The sequence below is a fragment of the Cronobacter sp. JZ38 genome (genome assembly GCF_008932145.1).
Lineage (GTDB): Bacteria > Pseudomonadota > Gammaproteobacteria > Enterobacterales > Enterobacteriaceae > Cronobacter > Cronobacter muytjensii.
The window spans coordinates 2,102,277-2,127,603 of sequence record NZ_CP017662.1 but is presented as its reverse complement, the minus strand read 5'-3'; the positions used below and the strand labels follow the sequence as shown (position 1 = coordinate 2,127,603).

The following is a 25,327-nucleotide window of genomic DNA, read 5'->3' as shown; positions in this document are numbered from 1 at the left end:
CAAATTTGTTAACCGCTTCTCTTTTGTCGCGCCAGCAGGCCTTGCGCCTGAGGTTGTAAAAAGAAAGCTTTTGAGGCTTTTTCTTTATAAAATAATCACTTAAACCATAAGGCAGCGTTCTCCAGACGGTGTGACACTGCGCACCCCGGATCGCAACATAAAGTTAACAACTGGACAAAAATTAGCACATTTATCTGCGGTGGCGTTGAAATTACTAATAACATTTCGTTAAACCCGCATCAATACTCAAAGTATCATGTGACAAAAATAACAGACTGATTGCTTTATTTATGAACGGCAGGGATGTAACGGCCCGTGTAATTCCTTGTTTTAATAATGCTTTAGCAGATATCAGATAAAGTTATGAGATAAAAAGCGAAGCGAGGCGCGTGATAGGAAATGCTAATATTAAAAGAAAAAAGCGAAGCTTTCGCTCCGCTTTTTCGATGAAAGGAAATGACTAACTTACCAGCCCTGGAAACAACGCTTTTATCCCTGTCACAATAAACTCAATACCCAGCGCCATGAGTAGCAGGCCCATGATACGGGTAATGACGTTGATGCCCGTCTGACCAAGCAGACGCACCAGCCAGGGCGCCAGGCGAAAGACGCCCCAACAGCAGGCGGCGAACAGCGCGATGGCGAGCGTGAAGCCCAGCATATATTGCCAGCTGTGGTAGCGCGTCCCCCAGACGATGGTTGAACTGATAGCGCCTGGCCCCGCCATTAACGGCAGCGCCAGCGGCACCACACCGATGCTCTCGCGAATCGCCGTTTCCGACTTCTCCTGTTTGTTTTGTTTATCTTCGCCCAGCTTCCCGCTGATCATCGACATGGCGATAGTCACCACCAGAATGCCGCCCGCGATGCGAAACGAGTCGATAGAAATGCCGAAAACCTGGAGGATGGCGTCACCCAGGAAAAGTGAGGTCCAGAGAATAATGGCAACAGACAGGTTGGCCGTCAGGTTGGTTTTATTGCGCGCGGCCGCAGTCTGGTAGCTGGTCATGCTAATAAAAACGGGAATGATGCCCACCGGGTTTACCAGCGCGAAAAGGCCAATAAAAAATTTAAAAAACGTCGGCAAATCAAACAACATTGAATTCAAGGGAAGCTCCGCAGATTGGTAGGGCAACGGCGTCGCGTAATGTAATCCAAAACCCCTGCTTACGCTATGCCATTGCGCCTTAATGCATTCTGGATCTCGCGCTCAATTGACCGCGTCGACCTGTGTTATTCTTTTGTTAGATTTATGGTAATTTAAATTTCCGAAGCTGTAGCAAATATATTAACCATCGCTGAAATACCCTTTAAAGGGCTGCTGAAAGGAGTCAGCATGGGGTTAAATTGATTTAGATCACGCTTTTGCTACTCAGAAGTGAGTATCTTGATGATGCCGCCAGGGAGTAAAACATTTTCCAGATAAATGTTTTCAGGCAAGGCTCTTTTAGTAAATCAGCGAAGGTTACTGGTCGTATTGCTGGTAAACCTGTCTGTAACGCACGCTGTTTGGGGCTGACTATACTGTCGTTTCGAGCAGATGATTTACTAAAAGAGTTTAACATTATCAGGAGAGCATTATGGCTGTTACTAATGTCGCTGAACTGAACGCCCTCGTCGAGCGCGTCAAAAAAGCCCAGCGTGAATATGCCAACTTCACCCAAGAACAGGTTGACAAAATCTTCCGCGCCGCCGCTCTGGCCGCTGCAGATGCTCGAATTCCCCTCGCTAAAATGGCCGTTGCCGAATCCGGAATGGGTATTGTCGAAGATAAAGTGATCAAAAACCACTTTGCTTCCGAGTATATCTACAACGCCTATAAAGACGAGAAAACCTGCGGTGTACTGTCTGAAGATGACACCTTCGGGACTATCACCATCGCCGAACCTATCGGCATCATCTGTGGTATCGTCCCAACGACTAACCCGACGTCTACCGCTATCTTCAAATCTCTGATCAGCCTGAAGACGCGTAACGCCATCATCTTCTCTCCACATCCGCGCGCTAAAAATGCCACTAATAAAGCGGCCGATATTGTCCTGCAGGCTGCGATTGCTGCGGGTGCGCCAAAAGATCTCATCGGCTGGATCGACGAACCTTCCGTCGAACTCTCTAACGCGCTGATGCACCATCCGGATATCAACCTTATCCTCGCGACCGGTGGGCCGGGCATGGTCAAAGCCGCATACAGCTCCGGTAAGCCTGCTATCGGTGTAGGTGCCGGTAACACGCCGGTGGTTATCGACGAAACCGCGGATATTAAACGTGCGGTTGCTTCTGTACTGATGTCCAAAACCTTCGACAACGGCGTTATCTGTGCATCTGAACAGTCTGTCGTGGTAGTTGACTCTGTGTACGACGCCGTTCGCGAACGTTTCGCGACGCATGGCGGCTACCTTCTGCAGGGCGCTGAACTCAAAGCGGTGCAGAACATCATCCTGAAAAATGGCGGTCTTAACGCGGCAATCGTAGGTCAGCCTGCTGTGAAAATTGCCGAAATGGCAGGCATTACCGTGCCGGCTACGACCAAAATTTTGATTGGTGAAGTGACCGTTGTTGACGAAAGCGAGCCGTTCGCTCACGAAAAACTTTCTCCGACGCTTGCGATGTACCGCGCAAAAGATTTCGAAGACGCGGTAGAAAAAGCAGAGAAACTGGTCGCGATGGGCGGTATCGGCCACACCTCTTGTCTGTACACCGACCAGGACAACCAGCCTGAACGTGTCGCGCACTTCGGTCAGATGATGAAAACGGCACGTATCCTGATTAACACCCCTGCGTCTCAGGGTGGTATCGGTGACCTGTATAACTTCAAGCTCGCGCCTTCCCTGACTCTGGGTTGTGGTTCATGGGGTGGTAACTCCATCTCTGAAAACGTTGGTCCGAAACACCTGATCAACAAAAAAACCGTTGCTAAGCGAGCTGAAAACATGTTGTGGCACAAACTTCCGAAATCTATCTACTTCCGTCGCGGCTCACTGCCGATTGCGCTGGATGAAGTGATTACTGATGGTCATAAACGCGCCATGATCGTGACTGACCGCTTCCTGTTCAACAACGGTTATGCCGATCAAATCACCTCCGTGCTGAAAGCGGCTGGCGTTGAAACCGAAGTGTTCTTTGAAGTAGAAGCTGACCCGACTCTGAGCGTTGTGCGCAAAGGCGCTGAACTGATGAATTCCTTTAAACCGGATGTCATCATCGCCCTGGGCGGCGGCTCCCCGATGGATGCCGCGAAAATCATGTGGGTGATGTACGAACATCCGGAGACCCACTTCGAAGAACTGGCGCTGCGCTTTATGGATATCCGTAAACGTATCTACAAGTTCCCGAAAATGGGCGTGAAAGCGAAAATGATCGCTGTCACCACAACGTCAGGTACCGGTTCAGAAGTTACGCCGTTCGCAGTGGTCACCGACGACGAAACCGGTCAGAAATATCCGCTGGCGGACTACGCGCTGACCCCGGATATGGCGATTGTCGACGCCAACCTGGTCATGGATATGCCGAAATCCCTCTGCGCCTTTGGCGGTCTGGATGCGGTCACCCACGCGCTGGAAGCTTATGTTTCTGTTCTGGCTTCTGAATTCTCTGACGGCCAGGCGCTCCAGGCGCTCAAACTGCTGAAAGAGAACCTGCCGGCGTCCTATCATGAAGGGTCGAAAAACCCGGTAGCGCGTGAGCGTGTGCACAGTGCAGCCACCATCGCCGGTATCGCGTTTGCGAACGCCTTCTTGGGCGTGTGCCACTCTATGGCGCATAAACTGGGCTCTCAGTTCCACATTCCGCACGGTCTGGCGAACGCCCTGCTGATCTCCAACGTTATTCGCTATAACGCGAATGATAACCCGACCAAGCAGACCGCATTCAGCCAGTATGACCGTCCGCAGGCGCGTCGTCGCTACGCTGAAGTGGCTGACCATCTGGGTCTCTCTGCGCCGGGCGACCGTACCGCAGCGAAAATCGAGAAACTGCTGGCGTGGCTGGAAAGCATCAAAGCGGAGCTGGGTATTCCGAAATCCATCCGTGAGGCTGGCGTTCAGGAAGCAGACTTCCTGGCGCATGTGGATAAACTCTCTGAAGATGCTTTCGATGACCAGTGTACTGGCGCCAACCCGCGCTACCCGCTGATTTCTGAGCTGAAACAGATCCTGTTGGATAGCTTCTATGGCCGTGAATTTAAAGAAGGCGCAGAAGCAACCCAGACGGAAACCGCTCCGGTTATCCTGAAAGCTGACAAAAAAGCGAAGAAAACCGTTTAAGCGTGTTTAAACGCAAAAACCCGCCGCCTGGCGGGTTTTTTTATGCTTGAAGAAATTAACTCGCCGTTTGCAATGCGCCTCTGCCCGACAACGCTCCGCTCTTATGAATCGCGTTCTGTCGCTGCGTAACACCATTGATAATCTTTACCTGGCCCGATCCGCGTCCGCATCTGAGCGGCGCCGTGAGCGACAGGAGCCCCGAACAGAGTGACACCGGGGCCGCAGCAGTTCCATCACCCAATAAAAAAAGCCTCAGCGCGATTCTGAGGCTTTATACGGTGAGAATAACCCTTTCACTGCCCGCGCCGTTTTAATGGCCCTGTACGGCTTTCAGAGAGCCTTTTTCCAGCGCCTCTTTATAATGCTTCCGGCACACCGAAACATAGCGCTCGTTGCCACCAATAACGACCTGCTCGCCCTCGTTGTAAGGCCGTCCTTCATGATCGAGACGAAGCACCATACCCGCCTTGCGCCCACAGAAACAGACCGTTTTTAGTTCGACCAGTTTGTCAGACCAGGCCAGCAGATACTGGCTACCGCTAAACAGCTCGCCGCGAAAGTCGGTACGCAGGCCATAGCAAAGCACAGGAATATCCAGCTTATCGACCACATCTGACAGTTCATATACCTGTTCGCGGGTCAGAAACTGGCTTTCATCCACCAGGACGCAATGAACAGGCGCCTGCTGATGTTCATCGCGAATATCATTTAATAAAGAGGTCTGCTGATTATAAAGCTTTGCAGGCGAGGATAATCCTATGCGCGAACTGACCTTACCAGCGCCAAAACGGTCGTCAATTTCTGCGGTATAAACCAGCGTGCGCATTCCCCTTTCCTGATAGTTATATGACGACTGAAGTAATGCTGTCGATTTACCGGCATTCATTGCCGAATAGTAAAAATAAAGTTGCGCCATCTGCTCGATAACCCTGGCTTAAGTGTTGGTACGTTGCAGCCAGTGTATCATATTCTCTGTAACCGGCGTGTAGCCGCCTTTGCCCGGCGCAGACATTTCTTATATAGCGATACGCGAAAGGCGCTGTGCACAACATGTTGAAACAAATTCGCACCGCGCATTGTGGATAAACTGTGGAGATAGCCGCCATTTCAGGCGGTTAATCAAATAATCATTGCTCGCTTCCTATTCTAATATCTCCCCCGCCGTCACCATTGGCGACTCCACTAATACAAAGGGAGCATATTTTTCCCAACCAATAATAATCCCTTAAAAAATGGTGTTTCTCCGAGAATTCGGGGCAGGCACCGCGGATGGTACGGCAGTTTAGCGCCAGTAACTTTGTGCGTCAGTTCAAGGAAAATTTAAGTTTCGCGTTTTTAAATGACCACAAATAATCCGATATTTTGACTTCCTTACATTTGGGCCTATTGCAGAACTGAATTTAAGGCTCTATTATTAGCTCAACACACCACCCCATTATAAGTTTGAGATTACTACAATGAGCGAAGCACTTAAAATTCTGAACAACATCCGTACTCTTCGTGCACAGGCGAGAGAATGTACTCTGGAAACTCTGGAAGAGATGCTGGAGAAATTAGAAGTGGTTGTAAATGAGCGCCGTGAAGAAGAAAGCGCCGCCGCTGCGGAAATCGAAGAACGTACTCGTAAATTACAGCAGTACCGTGAAATGCTGATTGCTGACGGTATTGACCCGAATGAATTGCTGAACAGCATGTCTGCCGCTAAAACCGGTACTAAAGCTAAACGTGCTGCACGCCCGGCTAAATATCGTTACACCGACGAAAACGGCGAAAGCAAAACCTGGACTGGCCAGGGCCGTACGCCTGCTGTGATCAAAAAAGCGATCGACGAGCAGGGTAAACAGCTGGACGATTTCCTGATCAAGGATTAATTTCGCCAGACAGTGCTTTCGGTGCTGTATAAAAAAACCCGCCTCGGCGGGTTTTTTGTTTTTAAAGCCTCTCACAACACATAAGAGGCTTTCAGGCAGGAAGCCCTGTTGGCTAGTCGGTCACGTTATAAAACGCCTTATACCACTCTACAAAGCGTTTTACGCCCTCTTCCACTGAGGTCTGCGGTTTAAAACCGATAACATTATAAAGCGCGGAGGTATCAGCGCTGGTTTCCAGCACGTCGCCCGGCTGCATCGGCAGCATATTTTTCTGCGCCTCTTTGCCAAGCGCTTTTTCCAGAGCGGAAATATAATCCATTAACGCAACGGGTGCGCTGTTGCCGATATTATAAACACGATAAGGCGCGGAACTGGTGGCTGGAGAGCCGTTTTCCACAGTCCACTGCGGGTCGGCCTGAGGAATAACATCCTGTAGGCGGACGATAGCCTCAGCAATATCGTCGATATAAGTAAAATCGCGACGCATCTGCCCGTGGTTATAAACATCAATGCTGCTGCCTTTGACAATCGCCTGGGTAAATTTAAACAGCGCCATATCCGGACGGCCCCACGGCCCATATACGGTAAAAAAGCGCAGCCCTGTTGTCGGCAGACCATACAGATGCGAATAAGTATGCGACATCAGCTCATTGGCTTTTTTCGTTGCCGCATATAAAGAGACCGGATGATCGACGGAATCGTCAGTGGAAAAAGGCATTTTACGGTTAAGCCCATAAACTGAGCTTGATGAAGCGTATAATAAATGCTCAACCTTATGATGGCGGCAACCTTCCAGAACGTTTAAATGGCCGGTAAGGTTCGCATCCGCATAAGCATGAGGATTTTCCAGTGAATAACGCACGCCAGCCTGCGCCGCCAGATGAATGACGCGCTGCGGTTGATGCTGCGCAAATAAGGATTCCATTGCCTGACGATCGGCCAGATCAATTTTTTCGAAATGAAATGTGGTGTTTTGTTGAAGAAGATTGAGGCGGGCAAGTTTCAGATTGACGTCATAATAGTCATTCAGGTTATCGATACCGATAACCTGGTGACCGGCTGCCAGCAGACGTTCACTGACATGAAAACCAATAAAGCCTGCTGCGCCGGTAACCAGAAATTTCATACGACCCTCATTAATTATGCAATGTTGATAGATGCTCCACGGCCAATTGCATAATAAACAAAGCCGCGTTTGCTGAGCCTTGCCGGATCATACAGGTTACGACCATCAAAGATAACCGGTTCTTTCAGGGAATTTTTAATGAAATCAAAATCCGGTGCGCGGAATGCCTGCCACTCGGTACAGATAATCAGCGCGTCCGCGCCCTGAAGCGCCGCCTCTTTGGTGCCCATCAGACGTAAATCCGCACGATGTCCGTAAATGCGCTGGGTTTCATCCATCGCTTCCGGGTCGTAAGCCTGAACGGTCGCGCCATGTTTCCACAGCTCTTCCATCAGCACGCGGCTTGAGGCTTCACGCATGTCGTCGGTATTCGGTTTGAAGGAGAGACCCCACAACGCGAAAGTTTTGCCTTCGAGATTGTCGCCAAAATGACGGCGAATGAATTCCGGCAGCTTCATTTTCTGATCGTTGTTGACGTCTTCCACCGCGCGCAGCAGACGCGGTACGTAACCGATATGCTCCGCGGTGCGGATCAGCGCCTGCACGTCTTTCGGGAAGCAGGAGCCGCCGTAGCCGCAACCCGGATAGATAAAGTGGTAGCCGATACGGGAATCGGAGCCGATGCCCTGGCGCACTTTTTCAACATCCGCGCCCAGACGTTCCGCCAGGTTGGAGATCTCGTTCATAAAGCTGATTTTGGTCGCCAGCATGCAGTTGGCGGCGTATTTGGTCAGCTCTGCGCTGCGGATATCCATCAGGATCATGCGATCGTGATTGCGGTTGAACGGCTCATAGAGTTCGCGCAGCAGTTCGACAACATCATCATTGTCGGTGCCGACGACGATACGCTCAGGACGCATGCAGTCTGCAACCGCGGCGCCCTCTTTCAGGAACTCCGGGTTAGAAACCACGTCGAACGGGAAATCCGCGCCGCGCGCTTTCAGCGTTTCGCTCATCACCTGACGCACTTTATCGGCAGTGCCCACCGGAACGGTGGATTTATCCAGCACGACTTTATGGCCGGTCATATGCTGGGCGATGGTACGGGCTACCGCCGTCACATATTTCAGGTCAGCGGAGCCGTCTTCGTCCGGCGGCGTACCCACGGCGATAAACTGCATCACGCCGTGGTTAACGCCTTCTGCGGCGTCAGTGCTGAAATGCAGACGCCCTTCTTCATAATTCTTCTTCACCAGCGGCGTGAGGCCGGGTTCATAAATCGGGATGATCCCCTTTTTCAGGTTCTCAACCTTGTTGGCGTCAACGTCGATACACATCACGTCGTGCCCAACTTCCGCCAGTACAGCAGCCTGTACCAGCCCCACGTAGCCAATACCAAATACGGTTACTTTCATTCACGTTGTCCTGGGTGATTAATTACTTCTTGTCGCCAACGGTATCGTTGAGCCAGGCTTTAAACTCTTCACCCAGCGTATTGTGGCGAACGCCGTATTCAACGAAGGCCTGCATATAACCCAGTTTGTTACCGCAGTCGTGGCTCTTACCTTTCATGTGGTAAGCCTCAACGGTTTCTTTATCCATCAACATGGCGATGGAATCGGTCAGCTGGATTTCGTCACCCGCTCCCGGAGGCGTTTTCGCCAGCAGCGGCCAGATGTCCGCGCCAAGCACGTAACGACCCACTACCGCGAGGTTAGACGGCGCCACATCGGCTTTCGGTTTCTCGACGATACCGACCATCGGCACGCTGTCGCCCGGCTGCAGCTGCGCGCCCTGGCAATCCACTACGCCGTAAGCGGTCACATCGGCGACTGGCTCAACCATGATCTGGCTGCGGCCCGTTTCGTCGAAGCGTTTAATCATTTCCGCCAGGTTGTCCTGAGAGAGATCGGATTCGAACTCATCCAGAATCACGTCCGGCAGAATAACCGCAACCGGCTCGTTGCCGACAACCGGATGCGCGCACATGACCGCGTGGCCCAGACCTTTCGCAAGGCCCTGACGCACCTGCATGATGGTAACGTGCGGCGGGCAGATAGACTGCACTTCTTCCAGCAGCTGGCGCTTAACGCGTTTTTCCAGCATCGCTTCGAGTTCAAAGCTGGTATCGAAGTGGTTTTCGATGGAATTTTTTGAGGAGTGAGTGACCAGAACAATCTCAGTAATGCCAGCGGCAATACACTCATTAACGACATACTGAATTAACGGTTTATCCACCAGCGGCAGCATCTCTTTTGGAATCGCCTTCGTGGCCGGCAACATCCTGGTTCCTAATCCCGCAACCGGGATTACTGCTTTTTTCACTTTCGAATTAATGGCAGCCATTGAATATTCTCCTGGACTGTTCAAGTTTCACACTTGTTCGTCAATTAAAAACGCGTTCGAGTATATCAGCTTAAATTTGGGGAAAGAGTCTGAATACCCTTGCGTCATAGCAATTTAGGACAAATACGAAGAAAACTGACGCGATATTAGCACCTGAGCAGACAGCCTGGAAAAGCTATCTGCATCAGATAAATCAAATGCTCATTCCGCAGACAACATGAGTCTTAAGCGGCCGCCGGCACCCCAGACCTGGCATTGCCAGGACTCGCAGCGCTGGCTGATTTGATTTAAGTAAGTATTACCCAGAGTGCCCAAAGGGACACCATTACTGAGCTGAATTTGGTTGTCTGCGGTATTTAGCGTGGCGTTAAGACCCGCGGAGACTAATATGAGGTTTTTTAATTCGCTGTGGTAATAACCGACCAGCAAAGGGAATTGTCCGTACAAATTCGCCTGGCGTAACAATTGATTTACCTGCTTAAGTAAAGCCCCAAGCTCAGGTAAACGTTGACGTTGTTGAGAAAGTTGTTCTTGCAGCAAACCGTTAAACAACGCGCGCAATAATAGCGCAGCCAGCACCCCGTTATCGCCGGCGCGCGTTACGTCAAGACAATAAAACGCCAGGTCATGATCGGAAATAGGCGCAATATCCAGCACCAGCCCAAGTTCATCGGCGGCGACCAACTGGCGGTAATTGACGCGGCAGTGCGACATCACCTGCTGTACCGGCGGCTGGAGCTCTTTCAACAGCTTCGCCGCAGCGTGCGGGTTATTAACCAGCGCGTCCCAGTCCTGGAACAGCCGCTCCTCTTCCTCGACGCGCGAATTAAACATATTGGGATAGAGGCAGGCGTAAACGGTTTCACGCAGCCGGTTAAAATCTTTAACAGGCTTCAGCAGCACGTCCTGCACGCCGAGGCGCAGGGCTTTGGCGATATCCGCCATATTGTCGGTCGCGGAAATCACCAGAATGGGCGTCTGATCGCCGTCATTGCGCAGACGCTCAATAAGCTTCAGACCGTTCATTCGCGGCATTTCCAGATCGCAAATCAGCAGATCCGGCGTCGTACCGTGCATTTTTTCCAGCGCGTCGACGCCATCTTCGGCGACCCGCGTCTGCGCGCCCAGCGAAGAAAGCCACGCCTCAAGCATCGAGCGAAAAACCGCTTCATCTTCAACAATGAGGATCTGTTTTCCGGCTAATGGTTGCGTCATTTCTCCCCCCCTGAATGACATGTTGCCAAGTGTGGCATGTTCAGGCGGGCCGTGCCTGTCAGAATTGCCCGAAGAATGTAAGCGCAACAGGAAGAAACATAACGCTTTTGCGCCTGGCGCCTGAAAGCGGGGGTGATAGTGTCCTGTGACCAAAAGATAAACTGCAGCATGTGAATACTTTATTTTATACCTTTGTGTAAGGCTAAGCCTTGCTGTGTGTAGGTTCGCCACGGCATCAGCGCCCGGGCGTAAAGGTCTGCGTTGTCAGCGGTATCGGACGGAGCCCGAATCTTCGCCGCCCAGCGCCTGAAGCTGCGGGCGGCGTGGCGTCAAGGCCGTCGCTCGGTTAACATAGTACCGCTGTGGCGTTTAACGCCTTATTTTGTCCTCAAGGAGAAATCGTGTCGCAACTTTGTCCTTGCGGTAGCGCTCTGGAGTATAGCCTATGTTGCCAGCCTTATCTTTCTGGTGACAAGAGCGCGGCCCTGGCATCACAACTTATGCGCTCTCGCTACTGCGCTTTCGTGCTCAAAAATGCGGATTATCTGATAAAGACCTGGCATCCCGCCTGCCAGGCTGACGCGCTGCGCGCCGATATCGAAGCGGGTTTTGCCCATACACAGTGGCTTGGCCTGACGATTTTTGAAGAAGCGCCCGGTCATACCGAAAGCGAAGCGTACGTCAGTTTCGTGGCGCGTTTCCAGGAAAATGGCAAAACCGGCGCGATTATCGAGCGTTCCCGTTTTCTCAACGAGCAGGGGCGCTGGTACTATATCGACGGCACCCGCCCGGTATTTGGACGTAACGATCCGTGCCCGTGCGGCTCCGGGAAAAAATTTAAAAAGTGTTGCGGGCACTAAACCGCCGACGGACAACACATCTGGCAAACCATCAACAGGATCACCCCTGCAATGCAAGCATTACAACGTAAAGTACTGCGCACCATCTGCCCGGATCAGAAAGGGCTCATCGCGCGCATCACCAATATTTGCTACAAGCACGAGCTGAATATCGTGCAGAACAACGAATTCGTCGATCACCGCACCGGCCGCTTCTTTATGCGCACCGAGCTGGAAGGCATTTTTAATGACGCCACGCTGCTTGCCGATCTCGACAGCGCCCTGCCTGCGGGCTCGGTACGTGAGCTGAACCCGGCCGGACGCCGCCGCATCGTAATTCTGGTGACCAAAGAGGCGCACTGCTTGGGCGATCTGCTGATGAAGGCCAACTATGGCGGTCTGGACGTGGAAATTGCGGCGGTCATCGGCAACCATGACACCCTGCGCCCGCTGGTCGAGCGTTTTGATATTCCGTTTGAGCTGGTAAGCCACGAAGGGCTGACTCGCGAGGCGCACGATAATCTGATGGCGGACGCCATCGCGGCGCATCAGCCGGATTATGTCGTGCTGGCGAAGTATATGCGCGTTCTGACACCGGATTTTGTCGCCCGCTTCCCGAACAAGATTATCAACATTCACCACTCGTTCCTGCCGGCGTTTATCGGCGCGCGTCCCTACCATCAGGCGTATGAGCGAGGCGTGAAGATCATCGGCGCGACGGCGCACTATGTAAATGACAATCTGGATGAAGGCCCCATCATCATGCAGGACGTCATCCATGTGGATCACACCTACACGGCGGAAGATATGATGCGCGCCGGACGCGACGTTGAAAAAAATGTCCTCAGCCGCGCGCTCTACCAGGTGCTGGCCCAGCGCGTGTTCGTCTACGGTAACCGCACGATTATTCTGTAAGAAATGCCCGTATCTGTTTAGGTTTAACACGTTACGGGTAAAAAGTACGCAAACAATCGTGATTGATTCACGGAAGGCTTTACAGGGGCGCGACATTTGATATGATGCGCCCCGCTTCCCGCAGTGGAGGCGGCCAGTAAAAAGCATTACCCCGTGGTGGGGTTCCCGAGCGGCCAAAGGGAGCAGACTGTAAATCTGCCGTCATCGACTTCGAAGGTTCGAATCCTTCCCCCACCACCATCTTTAACCACTGCAATGTGGTTTCTCGGTTAAGTGACCTGAAAAGAAAGCTTACCGGAGAAGGGTGAGGAGCGAAGCGACGAATAATCCTTCCCCCACCACCATCTTCACGACAATGTAGCGCATTACCCCTGGTGGGGTTCCCGAGCGGCCAAAGGGAGCAGACTGTAAATCTGCCGTCACAGACTTCGAAGGTTCGAATCCTTCCCCCACCACCATCCTCTTCAGATATCTCACTTGCTCATACACTCTTCGGTTCCCCAAACATAATTGACCGGGGAAGGATGAGAAGCTTCGACTCAGGTTCGCGTCGAGCGCAGCGAGACAACGTTGCCACAGGCAACGGCCCGAAGGGTGAGGCGCAACGCGCCGAATAATCCTTCCCCCACCACCATCCTCTTCAGATATCTCACTTGCTCATCCACTCTTCGATTCCCCAAACATAATTGCCCCGGGAAGGATGAGAAGCTTCGACTCAGGTTCGCGTCGAGCGCAGCGAGACAACGTTGCCGCAGGCAACGGCCCGAAGGGTGAGGAGCGAAGCGCCGAATAATCCTATCCCCACCACCCTCTCCTTTATATCGCACTCCCCTGATATTCCCTGATTTATTGCCTCATAATTCTCCGTGCCGGGGAAGGATGATGCTTTCCGGCATAAGACCATGCCGGAAAGGTCAGGCTTATCGGGGAACTGGCTCGCTGCGTTTCACCAGTTTTACCAACAGCAGGCAGATTAACACCGCCGCGCCGAGGTTATATCCCATCCCGGCCACAAACGCGCTGGCATATTGCCCGGCTGGCGGCAGCGATGCCGCCTCTGAAAGCGCGCCATGAAACAGGATGCCCACGACGGCGACACCGAGCGCCGCGCCGACCTGCTGCACGGTCGATATCACGCCCGACGCCATGCCTGATCCCGCCTCGTCAACAAACCCCAGCACCAGGTTTAGCAAGGGCGTCATGATATAACCCTGCCCGGCACCGATCATGATGAGTGCCGGGATCAACCACGCAGGCTCCAGCTCCGCGCCGGCCAGCCCTACCTGCGCAATCAACACCGCGATGAAAACCGCATAGATGAAGGCGCCACATAGCAGGGTCACGTTGCCCCTTCTGGCGACCAGTCGCGGCGCTATCAGTGACGCCAGCACAAACCCTGCGCTACAAGGCGCAAACAGGCTCCCTGCGAGAAAAGGATCCAGCCCCAGCCCGGTCTGCACCAGTAAAGCAAAGCAGAGGAAAAATGAACTCGATGTCGAATAAACGAGCAGAACCAGCAGCGCGCCCAGCGCAAACTGGCGCTTCACGATGAGCCGCATATCCACCAGCGGCCATTGACCGGCCCTCTGGCGGCGCGCCTGGTGGCGGTAAAACCACGCGAGCAGGATCAGCGCGATACCCGGCGACCACAGGCTCCACACAGGCCAGCCCTGCACGGGCCCCTCAATCAACGGCACCAGCAATAGCGAAAGGCCGCTGCTGACCAGCGCCACGCCGACCCAGTCCAGCTGAGGCCTTTGCGGCGCGCGGGATTCGGGAATCAACCGCGCGGTGAGAAGCGCAAGAATCCCCACCGGCATATTGATGAGAAAAAGGGTACGCCAGCTCAGACCGAACAGGTCGATATGCACCAGCCACCCGCCGAACACCTGACCGGCAATCGCGGCCAGACCCAGCGTCATGCCCAGCAGCCCAAAGGCTTTTCGCCGATCGTTGCCCCCAAAATTAACCCGAATAGAGGCGTATACCTGCGGGAACAACAGCGCCGCCGCGAGCCCCTGCAACACCCTGGCACCGATGAGATAAGAAATGTCGGGCGCGAGACCGCAGCACGCCGATGCCAGCGTAAAGGCCGCCATTCCGATGATGAAGAGGCGACGGCGGCCAAAACGGTCTCCCAGCCGTCCGCCGGTAATTAACAGCACGCCAAAAGCGAGTTCATAGCCTGCAACGACAAGGCCAATCTGCGCGAAATCCGCGCCCAGCGCGGTCTGAATTGCGGGAATAGCGACATTGACAACAAACAGATCAAAGATAGTGACAAAACCTGCCAGCAGGAGCACGGCGAGCCCCGCCCAGGGAGGAGCGTCACGTTCGGCGGGCAGGGTAAAACAAGGGGTTGAACTCATAGCGCATTTCCAGTGTAAGCAAAGTATGCGACGATTCTCCCCGCCTTTTTAACCTGTTACAATTTAACACTTTATACTATTACTAAAAGCAATGAGATAAGCGATGCGGACACTCAACAGAACGCGCACCGATCTGGCGGCCTTCCTGCGGGCGCACCGGGAACGCCTGTCGCCAGCCGAGGCCGGTCTCCCCAGCGGTACCCGACGCCGCACGCCAGGGCTTCGGCGTGAAGAGGTGGCGGCGCTCGCGGGCGTTGGCTTAACCTGGTACACCTGGCTTGAACAGGGCCGGGATATTGGCGTGTCGTCCACCTTTCTGGATAATCTGGCGCGCGTGCTGAAGCTCGATGCCGCGGAACGCCGACATCTGTTTATGCTCGCGCATGAGCGCCCGCCTGCTGAGCCCGGTAAAACCTGGTGCGTGCTGCCGCCGCTGGTGCGTCGCCTGATGCATGACCTGCCGCATCCGGCTTTTGTGCTGAATCTGCGCTGGGATGTCCTGGGCTTTAATGCGCACGCCAACACGCTGTTTGATTTCGCGCGCCATGAACCCGCGCGGCGTAATCTGCTCTGGCTGCTGTTTACCGAGCCCGCGTTTCAGTCGCGTATCGTTGACTGGCACGAACAGGCGCCGCTGATGCTCTCAAGCTTTCGCCGTGATTTCACCCGCGCCAGCCAGAGCACCGATATTGCCGGGCTGGTCGATGAGCTGGAACAGGTCTCGCCTGAGTTCAACGCCTGGTGGCGACAGCATCAGGTGCATGCGCCCTGCACCGGCGTCCGCCGTTTGCTGACGGATGGCCAGCCGGTGCTTTTCGAATTTACGTCACTGACCGTAGATGAAGACCGGCACCTGAGGCTGGTCGTGTATGCGCGCCAGCAGAAGGCCATTGATCCTTAAGCGCGCTTCCCGCACGTCGCGCAAAAAGAGAGAGGGCCGCTCTCTCTTCGTGCCTTCGCCCGCATAATCAGTAAGAAAACGGGGAATGTTGCTGCGCTTGTGTAAGTAACTGGCGGGCATCTTCACCCGCCGCGGTGTACAGCGGCGCATGTTGAGCGGTCGCAACGGCGAAAATAGCCTCCGCCACATCGTCTGCGTGCGTCACGGGCGATCCGGCCTCACCTGCCCTGCGGATAAAGTCGTCCACCATTTCTCCATACGCCACATCGTCTCGCCCGCCAAAATACGCCCGCGCATTTTCGCCGAACCTGGTTTCGGGCGATCGTCCCGGTAACACCACATGCACGCGAATACCAAACGGCCTGACCTCAAGGGCTAATGACTCACTCCAGGCATTCAGCGCCGCTTTACTGGCACGATAAAGCCCAATCAGCGGCATCGCTTTGGTGGTCACAGATGACGAAACATTAATGATAACCCCTGATTTTTTCTCTCTCATCAGCGGAAGAAACGCCTGCGTTAATAGCAGCGTCCCCAGAACATTGGTGTTCATTAATTGCTGCGCGGTGGCCAGGGGGGTCAGTTCCACGGGAACCGGTGCGCCAACGCCAGCATTATTCACCAGCAGGTCAATCGCGCCCGCTTGTTTCACCACATGAGCAATGCTCTCCTCAGATGTGATATCCAGCGGCAAGAGTGTCAGTCTGTCGCTTTCAGGAAAAAGCGTTGGATCAGGCGTTCTCATGGTGGCGATCACGTCCCAGCCCCTGGCTAAAAAATGTTGTGCTGTTACCAGCCCAAAACCTGAAGAACATCCGGTAATCAGTGCAGTTGACATGGTTAATCCTCTCTGTTGGCAAGAGTGACCATCATAGCCGCCGCCATCTGGACAATATATAATCAAAAATCCATCTAACTTGAGAGAGCGTCCAGTGTCAGATCCGTTAACCGATATTGTTGCGTTACTCAACCCCAGGCCTACGCGTGCGAAACTCGTTGAGGGCGCGGGTCAGTGGCGCGTTCTGCGCGAGTCTGCCGGAGAGGCGTTTTATTGCGCCGTGTTGCAGGGCGAATGCATGATGAGCATTAACGGTAAAGCGCCCAGGCGGCTGGTGGCCGGTGATTTCATTCTGATCCCTGCCACTTACACCTTTGAAAATACCAGTACGAACGCCTCTCCTCCCGCCGAGCTCTCAGTGCCGACCCTCCCTGGCGACGGGTATGTGAGTATTGGTTCAACAACGGGGCCAGCAGAACTTCTGATGAATGTAGGACATTGTGAATTCGACACGCCGGACAAAGCGCTTATCGTCGCGTTACTCCCGAACGAAATCCTGATTAAAGGACAACGCCGTTTCATTACGCTCTTTGAACTCCTGCTTGACGAAAGCCGGACCCGGCGGCCAGGGCGTAACGTAGTAATGACGCACCTTTTGCAACTGTTGCTGGTAGAGTCGTTGAGAAGCGATCCAGAACTCGCGAAAACGACAGGTATTCTGCGCGGGTTACAGCACGACAGGATCGCCACCGCGCTGCATCTCATCCATGAAAAACCCGGCGCGGACTGGCAAATGGCTCACCTCGCCCGCGAGTGCGCGATGTCCCGCTCCTCTTTTTTCGCCACATTCAGCGAGACCGTTGGCATGTCGCCCATGCAATACCTGCTCTTCTGGCGAATGTCGCTGGCCAGAAAAGCCCTGACGAGTAGCCAGGATAACATTGAGCAGATAGCCTTGCGAACCGGCTACCAGTCGGCGAGCGCGTTCAGCGTCGCCTTCACGAAACACGCCGGCGTGCCGCCGGGCGAATTTCGCCGCCAGAGCAGAACGGAGCGGCCCGGGCTGCCAGCCCTGCGCGAAGAGTCGCTGCTGGCATGAGGATAGCGCTACGGGTGACGGCGTAGATTTAACCCGGCCCTTCGCTTGCCGCCGCCAGCAGGGGAACGATCACATCGCTGATGGGCGTCGCGATCCCCGCCTGCGCCCCATAACGCTGTATCACGCCATTACGGCTATCCCACTCCAGCGGACGGTTACCGCCACGAAAACCAGATCGCACGGCGCGCTGATAGCGCCAGGATCGCACTGCGCCGGCACCACGATTTCGCCGTCATCATGACGCACAATTAACCGCGCGCGGTGCGCCCGCAAAGTACAGGCGCGCGCCCCGCTTCATGGAGCGCGGCGGCAACCGTAGCGCCGATAGCGTCTGGACCAACCAGGGCTATCGCAGGACGAGAGGACATAATGCCCTTTCCAGAGTGAGTGTTGTCGTCAACCACGCCAGCGCCTGTGGCCAAGCCCTCTTCGCCGGTCACGTTCAATACTTTATTGAACCTTTTTAGCGCGTTGTGGCGCATGCGCCAGCGGTTTATCTGCCTCAGTGGAGCGGTCATTAGCGGGTGCGCGAAAATCATTGCAGAGGAGTGAAATGCGAAGAATGCAGCGGGATAGCCCCGGCCCGCCAGGAGACGACGAACCGGGTTTTTTTACCAGAACGACACGTTTAGCGACGCGCGCGTACTACCTGATATTTGCGGGTCAGATACTCCACCGGCGCGCTCCAGACGTGCACCAGACGGGTAAACGGGAACACCAGGAACAGCGTCATGCCGAGCACCAGATGCACGCGGTAGATAAACGCCACGCCGTCCAGATGCTCCGCCGCGCCGCTGCGGAACGTCACCACGCTCTGCGCCCAGCCCACCAGCTTCATCATCTCGCTGCCGTCCATATGCTGCGCGGAGAACGCAATTGTGATAAGCCCCAGCGTACACTGCACCATCAGCAGCGCGAGGATCAGGATATCCGCGCCGGTTGACGTCGCGCGCACGCGCGGGTTGAACAGACGACGCTTCAGCAGCAGCAGGCCGCCAATCAGCGTCATCGCGCCGAAAATCCCACCTGCAATCATCGCCAGTTGCTGTTTCACGGCAATCGGCAGAAACGATTCATACATCCAGTGCGGGGTCAGCATCCCGAACAGGTGGCCGAAGAAAATCCCCAGAATGCCGAAATGAAACAGGTTCGAGGCCAGGTTCATCCCTTTGCGATCCAGCATCTGACTGGAGGCGGCGCGCCAGGTGTACTGCCCGTAGTCGTAGCGCAGCCAGCTGCCGACCAGGAAGACCGTACCGGCAATGTACGGGTAGATACTAAAGAAGAACATATTCAGGAAGTGCATTATTGCTGTCCTCCGGCAGTGATATTCAGATATTGCGGAGCGACCGCTCCGGCGAAGCGGCGCTGGTGCGCGGCGATGTCAGACTCGCCGCAGCTCTGGTCGGCGAAGAATTTCACCTGCTCTTCTTCCCAGACGGCGTCCAGCGCCTGCGGCGTGTCGTCGCGCGCCTCGTCAGCGATTTTTTCGCTCACCTTGCGGGTATCGACCTGCGCCTCAGAAAGGGCTATCAGCAGGTCAAACAGCACGGCATAGCGGCTTTCGCGCTGTTTCAGACGCGCGCCGAGCAGCGCCAGGATCGGCGCGATATCCTGCAGGCCGTTAACGGCCTCCTGCGCGGGCAACTGCGCCAGATATTCCAGATACAGCGGCAGGTGATCCGGCAGCTCGCGGCTGTCCAGTACCAGGCCGGCGCGTTCGTACTGCGCCAGCAGATCGACCATCGCCTGGCCGCGATCGCGCGATTCGCCATGCACATGTTCGAACAGCAGCAGCGAGGTGGCGCGGCCACGGTCGAACAGCTCGCTGTACGCCGCCTGGGCGTCCAGCACCTCTTCCTGCAGCAGGTCGCGAATAAACACGCCCAGATGATGGGCGTTTTGCAACGACAGCTGTTGGGTGTCCGCCAGCGCGTCAAACAGCTCCTGCTGATGCTGCCACAGGGCAGCATCCGGATACTCCAGCAGGCGGGAGATAATCAGCAGTTCAGTCATTGGCGCGGCTCCGTTTTCACCGTCACATCAATAGCGTCGATGCGGCGGCTGTTGAACAGATTGAATTTAGTGTCCGAGCCGTGGCAACCGTCGCCGAAGCTAAAGCCGCAACCGTTGCGTTCCGGGAACGCGTCACGCGCCAGTTCACGATGGCTTGACGGCACCACGAAGCGATCTTCGTAGTTCGCGATAGCCAGGTAGCGGTACATCTCCTGTGCCTGCGCTTCAGTCAGCCCCACCTCTTCCAGCGCGCGAATATCATTCACGCCGTCAACGGTTTCCGCGCGTTTGTAGTGGCGCATCGCCAGCATGCGTTTCAGGGCCAGCAGCACCGGCGCGGTATCGCCTGCGGTCAGCAGATTCGCCAGGTACTGCACCGGAATACGCAGGCTTTCGACATCCGGCAGAATGCCGTTATGGCCCAGTTCGCCCGCGTCGGCGGCAGACTGGATCGGCGACAGCGGCGGCACGTACCAGACCATCGGCAGCGTGCGGTATTCCGGGTGCAGCGGCAGCGCCAGCTTCCAGTCCATCGCCAGTTTCCAGACCGGCGATTGCTGCGCGGCGTCAATCACGCTCTGCGGCACGCCATCTTTCAGCGCCTGTTCAATCACCGCCGGATCGTTCGGGTCGAGGAACACGTCCAGCTGACGCTGATAGAGATCGGTTTCGTGTTCGGTGCTCGCCGCCTGCTCAATAGCGTCCGCGTCATACAGCAGCACGCCAAGATAGCGGATACGGCCCACGCAGGTTTCTGAGCAGACGGTCGGCATCCCCGCTTCGATACGCGGGTAGCAGAAAATACACTTCTCAGATTTGCCGCTTTTCCAGTTGAAGTAGATTTTTTTGTACGGGCAGCCCGTGACGCACATGCGCCAGCCGCGGCATTTATCCTGGTCAATCAGCACGATGCCATCTTCTTCACGCTTGTAAATGGCGCCGCTCGGGCAGGTCGCCACGCACGCCGGGTTCAGGCAGTGTTCACACAGGCGCGGCAGATACATCATGAAGGTGTTTTCAAACTGGCCGTACATCGCCTTCTGCATGTTCTCGAAGTTCTTATCCTGCGAACGTTTGTCGAACTCGCCGCCCAGGATCTCTTCCCAGTTCGGGCCGGTTTCGATTTTGTTCATCCGCTGGCCGGTGATTTTCGAGCGCGGGCGGGCTATCGGCTGATGTTTGCCCTCCGGCGCGTTATGCAGATGCTGATAGTCGTAGTCGAACGGTTCGTAGTAGTCGTCGATGCCCGGCAGATGCGGGTTGGCAAAGATTTTACCCAGCAGCATGCCACGGCCGCCCATGCGCGGTTGCAGCTTGCCGTTGATTTTGCGCACCCAGCCGCCTTTCCACTTCTCCTGGTTCTCCCAGTCATTCGGGAAGCCGACGCCCGGCTTACTTTCCACGTTGTTAAACCACGCGTACTCCATGCCTTCGCGGCTGGTCCAGACATTTTTACAGGTCACCGAACAGGTGTGGCAGCCGATGCACTTATCAAGGTTCAGCACCATGCCGACTTGTGAACGAATTTTCATTTTACGCTCTCCTGTTTCTGGTCGTTGCCTTCGCCGTCCAACCAGTCAATGTTCTTCATCTTACGTACCACCACGAACTCGTCGCGGTTAGAGCCTACGGTGCCGTAGTAGTTGAAACCGTAAGCGAGCTGCGCGTAGCCGCCTATCATGTGAGTCGGTTTCGGGCAGACGCGGGTGACCGAGTTATGGATACCGCCGCGCTGGCCGGTGATTTCCGAGCCCGGAATATTCACGATGCGCTCCTGAGCGTGATACATCATCGTCATGCCTTCCGGTACGCGCTGGCTGACTACTGCACGGGCAGTCAGCGCGCCGTTGCTGTTAAACGCTTCAATCCAGTCGTTGTCTTTAATGCCCAGCGCTTTCGCGTCCACTTCGCTCATCCAGACAATCGGGCCGCCGCGCGACAGCGTCAGCATCAGCAGGTTGTCGCTGTAGGTGGAGTGAATGCCCCATTTCTGGTGCGGGGTAATAAAGTTCAGCGCGCGTTCCGGGTTGCCGTTCGATTTCTGCCCCATCACCGCTTTAACGGAACGGGTATCAATCGGCGGACGGTACACCAGCAGGCTTTCGCCGAAGTCGCGCATCCACGGGTGATCCTGGTACAGCTGCTGACGGCCCGAGAGCGTGCGCCATGGGATCAGCTCATGCACGTTGGTGTAACCGGCGTTGTAAGAGACATGTTCATCTTCAAGACCAGACCAGGTCGGGCTGGAGATAATTTTGCGCGGCTGCGCCTGGATATCGCGAAAGCGAATCTTCTCTTCTTCTTTATTGGTCGCCAGATGCGTATGGTCGCGGCCGGTAAATTCGCTGAGCGCCGCCCACGCTTTCACCGCCACCTGGCCGTTGGTTTCCGGCGCGAGCGTCAGGATCATCTCGGCGGCGTCAATGGCGGTGTTCAGCATCGGCTGGCCTTTGGCGGGGCCGTCCTGCTTGGTGTAATTGAGCTTACGCAGCAGATCCATCTCGCTCTGGGTGTTCCAGGCGATACCTTTACCGCCGTTGCCGATTTTATCGAGCAGCGGGCCGATGGAGGTGAAGCGCTCGTACGTCGCCGGGTAATCACGTTCCACCGCAATAATGTGCGGGGCGGTTTTGCCCGGGATCAGGTCGCATTCGCCTTTTTTCCAGTCTTTTACATCCAGCGGCTGCGCCAGTTCGGCGGCGGAGTCATGCTGAATCGGCAATGTCACCACATCGGTTTCCACGCCCAGGTGGCCTACGCACAGCTCGGAGAATTTCTTCGCGATGCCTTTGTAGATTTCCCAGTCGCTTTTGGAATCCCAGGCCGGGTCGACGGCAGCGGAAAGCGGATGAATAAACGGATGCATATCCGAGGTATTCATGTCGTCTTTCTCATACCAGGTGGCGGTCGGCAGCACGATGTCAGAATAGAGACAGGTGCTGGACAGACGGAAGTCTAGGGTCACCACCAGATCCAGCTTGCCATCGAGGCCATTGTCCTGCCATTCGATCTCTTCGGGCTTCACGCCGCCCTGCTGGCCCAGATCTTTGCCCTGAATGCCATTCTCGGTGCCAAGCAGGTATTTGAGCATGTATTCATGCCCCTTACCGGAGGAGCCCAGCAGGTTGGAGCGCCAGACGAACAGATTACGCGGATGGTTTTTGCCGTTTTCCGGCTCTTCAGCGGCGAAGCGGATGTCGCCCGATTTCAGCGCGCCTACGGTGTACTCCACCGGGTTCATCCCTGCGGCGTCCGCAGCGGCTTTGATACGCAGCGGGTTGGTGCCAAGCTGCGGTGCGGACGGCAGCCAGCCCATGCGTTCGGCGCGCACGTTAAAGTCGATCAGATGACCGCTGTAGCGCGATTTATCCGCCAGCGGCGACAGGAGATCGTCCGCCGTCAGGGATTCATAGCGCCACTGCCCGGAGTGGTTGTAGAAGAACGAGGTGCTGTTCATATGGCGCGGCGGACGGTTCCAGTCCAGCGCAAACGCCAGCGGCGTCCAGCCGGTCTGCGGACGCAGTTTCTCCTGGCCCACATAGTGCGCCCAGCCGCCGCCGCTCTGGCCGACGCAGCCGCAGAACACCAGCATATTGATAAGCCCACGGTAGTTCATATCCATGTGATACCAGTGGTTCAGACCAGCGCCGACGATGATCATCGAACGGCCATGCGTCTTATCGGCGTTATCAGCAAACTCGCGGGCGGTGCGGATTATCTGCGCGCGCGGCACGCCGGTCACCTGTTCGGCCCAGGCTGGCGTATAGGCTTTAATGTCGTCGTAGCTGGCGGCGCAGTTAGCGTCGCCAAGGCCGCGATCCAGGCCGTAGTTGGCAAGCGTCAGATCATAGACGGTGGTCACAAGCGCGGTGCTGCCGTCGGCCAGGGTCAGACGTTTAGCCGGCAGTTTATGCAGCAGCACATTGTCCAGCTTTACGCTGTTAAAGTGCTCGCTGCTTTCGCCGCCGAAATACGGGAAGCCGACCTCGGCGATTTCATCCTGGTGGCCGAGCAGCGAGAGACGCAGTTCGGTCTCTTCACCGCTGGCGCCGTCGCGCTGCTCCAGATTCCATTTGCCTTTTTCGCCCCAGCGGAAACCGATGGAGCCATTCGGCGCCACCATGTCGCCATCGCGATTATCGAACGCGACGGTTTTCCATTCCGGGTTATTTTCCTGGCCCAGATTATCGACCAGATCCGAGGCGCGCAGCATACGGCCTGCGGCATAGAAGCCGTCGCGCTCTTCGAGCATCACCAGCATCGGCATGTCGGTGTAGCGGCGCACGTAGTCGGTGAAATACTGGCTCGGTTTGTCGAGGTGGAATTCGCGCAGCATCACGTGGCCCATCGCCAGCGCCATCGCGCTGTCGGTGCCCTGTTTCGGCGCCAGCCACAGGTCGCACAGCTTGGCGATTTCGGCGTAGTCCGGAGTGACGGCGACCGTCTTGGTGCCTTTGTAGCGCACTTCGGTAAAGAAGTGGGCGTCCGGCGTACGGGTCTGCGGCACGTTGGAGCCCCAGGCGATAATGTAGCTGGAGTTGTACCAGTCGGCGGATTCCGGCACGTCGGTCTGCTCACCCCAGGTCATCGGCGACGCAGGCGGCAGGTCGCAATACCAGTCGTAGAAGCTCAGGCAGGTGCCGCCAATCAGCGACAGATAGCGGGCGCCGGAGGCATAAGAAACCATCGACATCGCCGGGATCGGCGAGAAGCCCGCGATGCGGTCCGGGCCGAAGGTTTTGGCGGTCCAGACGTTGGCGGCGGCAATCAGTTCATTGACTTCCTGCCAGGAGGAGCGAACAAAACCGCCGCGTCCGCGCGCCTGCTTGTAGCTTTTCGCTTTTTCGCTGTCTTCCATGATGGAAGCCCAGGCATTTACCGGATCGCTGTGACGCGCTTTCGCCTCGCGCCAGAGTTTGATCAGGCGTTTGCGCATCAGCGGATATTTCAGACGGTTCGCGCTGTAGAGATACCAGGAGTAGCTGGCCCCACGCGGACAGCCGCGCGGCTCGTGGTTAGGCATATCGGGGCGGGTGCGCGGGTAGTCGGTCTGCTGGGTTTCCCAGGTCACAAGACCGTTTTTCACGTAAATCTTCCAGCTGCAGGAACCGGTGCAGTTAACGCCGTGGGTGGAGCGGACAATTTTGTCATGCTGCCAGCGTTGACGGTAACCCTCTTCCCAGTCCCGGTTCGTTTCCAGAAGTTGTCCATGCCCATCGGCAAAGGTTTCGCCTTTCTGTTTGAAATAGCGGAACCTGTCCAGGAATTTACTCATCGGGGGTGTTCTCCTGTGTGGAGCCTGTTGGCTCTCTGGTCAAATCGACATTGGCTCAATTTGCGGGCAAGGTAACGCGCGTCATAAGTGTCAGAATTGACAACGATCAACGCGGCCTGGCTTAGAAAAAAGATGCCAAAACGTCATTACCCCCAAAGGGTGATCTGCTATTTTTCAACAACCACCTGTTTTTAATATAAAAATTAAAAAATCGTCGTGTTTTTGACCGCTTTTTGTTACCCGCCGGGTATTAAGGGGTAGTCTGAAAGCGGGTGTGAACGCCGTCGCGTTTAACCGCCTGTTTTTACACTTTCCTCGCTCAACGCCAGCTGAAACCGCGCCACCGACTCTTTAGTATGTTGTAACTAAAAAACA

At 55.3% G+C, this 25,327-nt stretch carries 19 protein-coding genes, 2 tRNA genes, 2 other RNA genes and 1 pseudogene; 10 read left to right on the top strand and 14 right to left on the bottom strand.

What is annotated here, in order from left to right; all coding sequences use genetic code 11:
- Positions 1-460: 460 nt before the first annotated feature.
- Positions 461-1,108 carry a YchE family NAAT transporter gene (locus BJP61_RS10060; RefSeq protein WP_167341520.1) on the bottom strand — a complete coding sequence of 216 codons (648 nt, stop codon included), beginning with the start codon at positions 1,106-1,108 and terminating at the stop codon, positions 461-463.
- A 472-nt stretch (positions 1,109-1,580) separates the two neighbouring features.
- On the opposite strand from BJP61_RS10060, the gene adhE reads away from it, so the two are divergent.
- On the top strand, positions 1,581-4,262 hold the full coding sequence (adhE, locus tag BJP61_RS10055) for a bifunctional acetaldehyde-CoA/alcohol dehydrogenase (protein ID WP_171998232.1): 2,682 nt from the start codon (positions 1,581-1,583) through the stop codon (positions 4,260-4,262).
- 310 nt (positions 4,263-4,572) lie between these two features.
- Here adhE and tdk read toward each other — a convergent pair whose 3' ends face one another.
- Positions 4,573-5,178, bottom strand: a complete 606-nt coding sequence (tdk, locus tag BJP61_RS10050; RefSeq protein ID WP_075193060.1) for a thymidine kinase — start codon at positions 5,176-5,178, stop codon at positions 4,573-4,575.
- Between the two features lie 541 nt (positions 5,179-5,719).
- Here tdk and hns point away from each other — a divergent pair.
- The gene (gene hns / locus BJP61_RS10045; protein WP_007679581.1) at positions 5,720-6,133 is read left to right on the top strand and encodes a histone-like nucleoid-structuring protein H-NS; all 414 of its coding nucleotides are present in this window, start codon (positions 5,720-5,722) and stop codon (positions 6,131-6,133) included.
- A 112-nt stretch (positions 6,134-6,245) separates the two neighbouring features.
- On the opposite strand, the gene BJP61_RS10040 is transcribed toward hns, so the two are convergent.
- From BJP61_RS10040 to rssB, 4 genes are all read right to left on the bottom strand, one after another.
- A complete protein-coding gene (locus BJP61_RS10040; protein ID WP_161580217.1) occupies positions 6,246-7,259 on the bottom strand; it encodes an NAD-dependent epimerase in 1,014 nt (337 codons plus the stop codon).
- Between the two features lie 14 nt (positions 7,260-7,273).
- Positions 7,274-8,614, bottom strand: a complete 1,341-nt coding sequence (locus tag BJP61_RS10035) for a UDP-glucose/GDP-mannose dehydrogenase family protein (RefSeq protein ID WP_038862565.1) — start codon at positions 8,612-8,614, stop codon at positions 7,274-7,276.
- A 22-nt stretch (positions 8,615-8,636) separates the two neighbouring features.
- A complete protein-coding gene (gene galU, locus BJP61_RS10030; RefSeq protein ID WP_038862564.1) occupies positions 8,637-9,545 on the bottom strand; it encodes a UTP--glucose-1-phosphate uridylyltransferase GalU in 909 nt (302 codons plus the stop codon).
- Positions 9,546-9,746: 201 nt separating this feature from the next.
- Positions 9,747-10,760: a two-component system response regulator RssB gene (gene rssB / locus BJP61_RS10025; RefSeq protein ID WP_075193059.1), complete on the bottom strand. Its 1,014-nt coding sequence runs from the start codon at positions 10,758-10,760 to the stop codon at positions 9,747-9,749.
- A 401-nt stretch (positions 10,761-11,161) separates the two neighbouring features.
- Between rssB and BJP61_RS10020 the strand changes: the two genes are divergently transcribed.
- The 6 genes from BJP61_RS10020 (at position 11,162) to BJP61_RS09995 (ending at position 13,324) form a co-directional block, all read left to right on the top strand.
- A complete protein-coding gene (locus BJP61_RS10020; RefSeq protein ID WP_171998231.1) occupies positions 11,162-11,620 on the top strand; it encodes a YchJ family protein in 459 nt (152 codons plus the stop codon).
- A 51-nt stretch (positions 11,621-11,671) separates the two neighbouring features.
- A complete protein-coding gene (gene purU, locus BJP61_RS10015; RefSeq protein WP_075193057.1) occupies positions 11,672-12,514 on the top strand; it encodes a formyltetrahydrofolate deformylase in 843 nt (280 codons plus the stop codon).
- Between the two features lie 155 nt (positions 12,515-12,669).
- Positions 12,670-12,754 (top strand) — tRNA-Tyr (locus tag BJP61_RS10010).
- Positions 12,755-12,887: 133 nt separating this feature from the next.
- A tRNA-Tyr gene (locus BJP61_RS10005) sits at positions 12,888-12,972 on the top strand.
- Between the two features lie 45 nt (positions 12,973-13,017).
- Positions 13,018-13,148: non-coding RNA, RtT sRNA (locus BJP61_RS10000), on the top strand.
- A gap of 45 nt (positions 13,149-13,193) precedes the next feature.
- Positions 13,194-13,324, top strand: a non-coding RNA gene (locus BJP61_RS09995) — RtT sRNA.
- Positions 13,325-13,434: 110 nt separating this feature from the next.
- Here the strand turns inward: BJP61_RS09995 and BJP61_RS09990 are convergent.
- Positions 13,435-14,883, bottom strand: a complete 1,449-nt coding sequence (locus BJP61_RS09990) for an MFS transporter (protein WP_171998230.1) — start codon at positions 14,881-14,883, stop codon at positions 13,435-13,437.
- Between the two features lie 103 nt (positions 14,884-14,986).
- Between BJP61_RS09990 and BJP61_RS09985 the strand changes: the two genes are divergently transcribed.
- Positions 14,987-15,784: a helix-turn-helix transcriptional regulator gene (locus tag BJP61_RS09985; protein WP_171998229.1), complete on the top strand. Its 798-nt coding sequence runs from the start codon at positions 14,987-14,989 to the stop codon at positions 15,782-15,784.
- 67 nt (positions 15,785-15,851) lie between these two features.
- Here BJP61_RS09985 and BJP61_RS09980 read toward each other — a convergent pair whose 3' ends face one another.
- Positions 15,852-16,622, bottom strand: coding sequence for an SDR family oxidoreductase (locus tag BJP61_RS09980; RefSeq protein WP_171998228.1), 771 nt, complete (start codon positions 16,620-16,622; stop codon positions 15,852-15,854).
- A gap of 94 nt (positions 16,623-16,716) precedes the next feature.
- On the opposite strand from BJP61_RS09980, the gene BJP61_RS09975 reads away from it, so the two are divergent.
- Complete coding sequence (locus BJP61_RS09975; RefSeq protein ID WP_171998227.1) at positions 16,717-17,661, top strand: AraC family transcriptional regulator; 945 nt, start codon at positions 16,717-16,719, stop codon at positions 17,659-17,661.
- Positions 17,662-17,689: 28 nt separating this feature from the next.
- Here the strand turns inward: BJP61_RS09975 and BJP61_RS21695 are convergent, their stop codons facing one another.
- The 6 genes and pseudogenes from BJP61_RS21695 to BJP61_RS09950 form a co-directional block, all read right to left on the bottom strand.
- Entirely contained in the window at positions 17,690-17,869 is a 180-nt protein-coding gene (locus BJP61_RS21695) for a hypothetical protein (RefSeq protein ID WP_254877563.1), read from the bottom strand.
- A pseudogene (locus BJP61_RS21690) lies at positions 17,818-18,029 on the bottom strand (2-dehydropantoate 2-reductase N-terminal domain-containing protein); the annotation flags it as partial. The pseudogene BJP61_RS21690 and the gene BJP61_RS21695, both read right to left, overlap by 52 nt.
- 260 nt (positions 18,030-18,289) lie before the next feature.
- Positions 18,290-18,967 carry a respiratory nitrate reductase subunit gamma gene (gene narI, locus BJP61_RS09965; protein ID WP_038862553.1) on the bottom strand — a complete coding sequence of 226 codons (678 nt, stop codon included), beginning with the start codon at positions 18,965-18,967 and terminating at the stop codon, positions 18,290-18,292.
- Positions 18,967-19,677, bottom strand: coding sequence for a nitrate reductase molybdenum cofactor assembly chaperone (gene narJ / locus BJP61_RS09960; RefSeq protein ID WP_038862551.1), 711 nt, complete (start codon positions 19,675-19,677; stop codon positions 18,967-18,969). Before narJ ends, narI begins: the two co-directional genes overlap by 1 nt.
- The gene (gene narH / locus BJP61_RS09955; protein WP_038862550.1) at positions 19,674-21,209 is read right to left on the bottom strand and encodes a nitrate reductase subunit beta; all 1,536 of its coding nucleotides are present in this window, start codon (positions 21,207-21,209) and stop codon (positions 19,674-19,676) included. Before narH ends, narJ begins: the two co-directional genes overlap by 4 nt.
- A complete protein-coding gene (locus BJP61_RS09950) occupies positions 21,206-24,952 on the bottom strand; it encodes a nitrate reductase subunit alpha (protein WP_038862549.1) in 3,747 nt (1,248 codons plus the stop codon). The genes narH and BJP61_RS09950 overlap by 4 nt, the downstream gene beginning before the upstream one ends.
- Positions 24,953-25,327 lie beyond the last annotated feature (375 nt).

What these genes read in the sequence shown, in the direction of transcription:
- adhE (WP_171998232.1), top strand. Translation starts at nt 1,581, where the DNA reads ATGGCTGTTACTAATGTCGCTGAACTGAACGCCCTCGTCGAGCGCGTC.
- tdk (WP_075193060.1), bottom strand. Translation starts at nt 5,178, where the DNA reads ATGGCGCAACTTTATTTTTACTATTCGGCAATGAATGCCGGTAAATCG.
- hns (WP_007679581.1), top strand. Translation starts at nt 5,720, where the DNA reads ATGAGCGAAGCACTTAAAATTCTGAACAACATCCGTACTCTTCGTGCA.
- BJP61_RS10040 (WP_161580217.1), bottom strand. Translation starts at nt 7,259, where the DNA reads ATGAAATTTCTGGTTACCGGCGCAGCAGGCTTTATTGGTTTTCATGTC.
- BJP61_RS10035 (WP_038862565.1), bottom strand. Translation starts at nt 8,614, where the DNA reads ATGAAAGTAACCGTATTTGGTATTGGCTACGTGGGGCTGGTACAGGCT.
- galU (WP_038862564.1), bottom strand. Translation starts at nt 9,545, where the DNA reads ATGGCTGCCATTAATTCGAAAGTGAAAAAAGCAGTAATCCCGGTTGCG.
- rssB (WP_075193059.1), bottom strand. Translation starts at nt 10,760, where the DNA reads ATGACGCAACCATTAGCCGGAAAACAGATCCTCATTGTTGAAGATGAA.
- purU (WP_075193057.1), top strand. Translation starts at nt 11,672, where the DNA reads ATGCAAGCATTACAACGTAAAGTACTGCGCACCATCTGCCCGGATCAG.
- BJP61_RS09990 (WP_171998230.1), bottom strand. Translation starts at nt 14,883, where the DNA reads ATGAGTTCAACCCCTTGTTTTACCCTGCCCGCCGAACGTGACGCTCCT.
- BJP61_RS09985 (WP_171998229.1), top strand. Translation starts at nt 14,987, where the DNA reads ATGCGGACACTCAACAGAACGCGCACCGATCTGGCGGCCTTCCTGCGG.
- BJP61_RS09980 (WP_171998228.1), bottom strand. Translation starts at nt 16,622, where the DNA reads ATGTCAACTGCACTGATTACCGGATGTTCTTCAGGTTTTGGGCTGGTA.
- narI (WP_038862553.1), bottom strand. Translation starts at nt 18,967, where the DNA reads ATGCACTTCCTGAATATGTTCTTCTTTAGTATCTACCCGTACATTGCC.
- narJ (WP_038862551.1), bottom strand. Translation starts at nt 19,677, where the DNA reads ATGACTGAACTGCTGATTATCTCCCGCCTGCTGGAGTATCCGGATGCT.
- narH (WP_038862550.1), bottom strand. Translation starts at nt 21,209, where the DNA reads ATGAAAATTCGTTCACAAGTCGGCATGGTGCTGAACCTTGATAAGTGC.
- BJP61_RS09950 (WP_038862549.1), bottom strand. Translation starts at nt 24,952, where the DNA reads ATGAGTAAATTCCTGGACAGGTTCCGCTATTTCAAACAGAAAGGCGAA.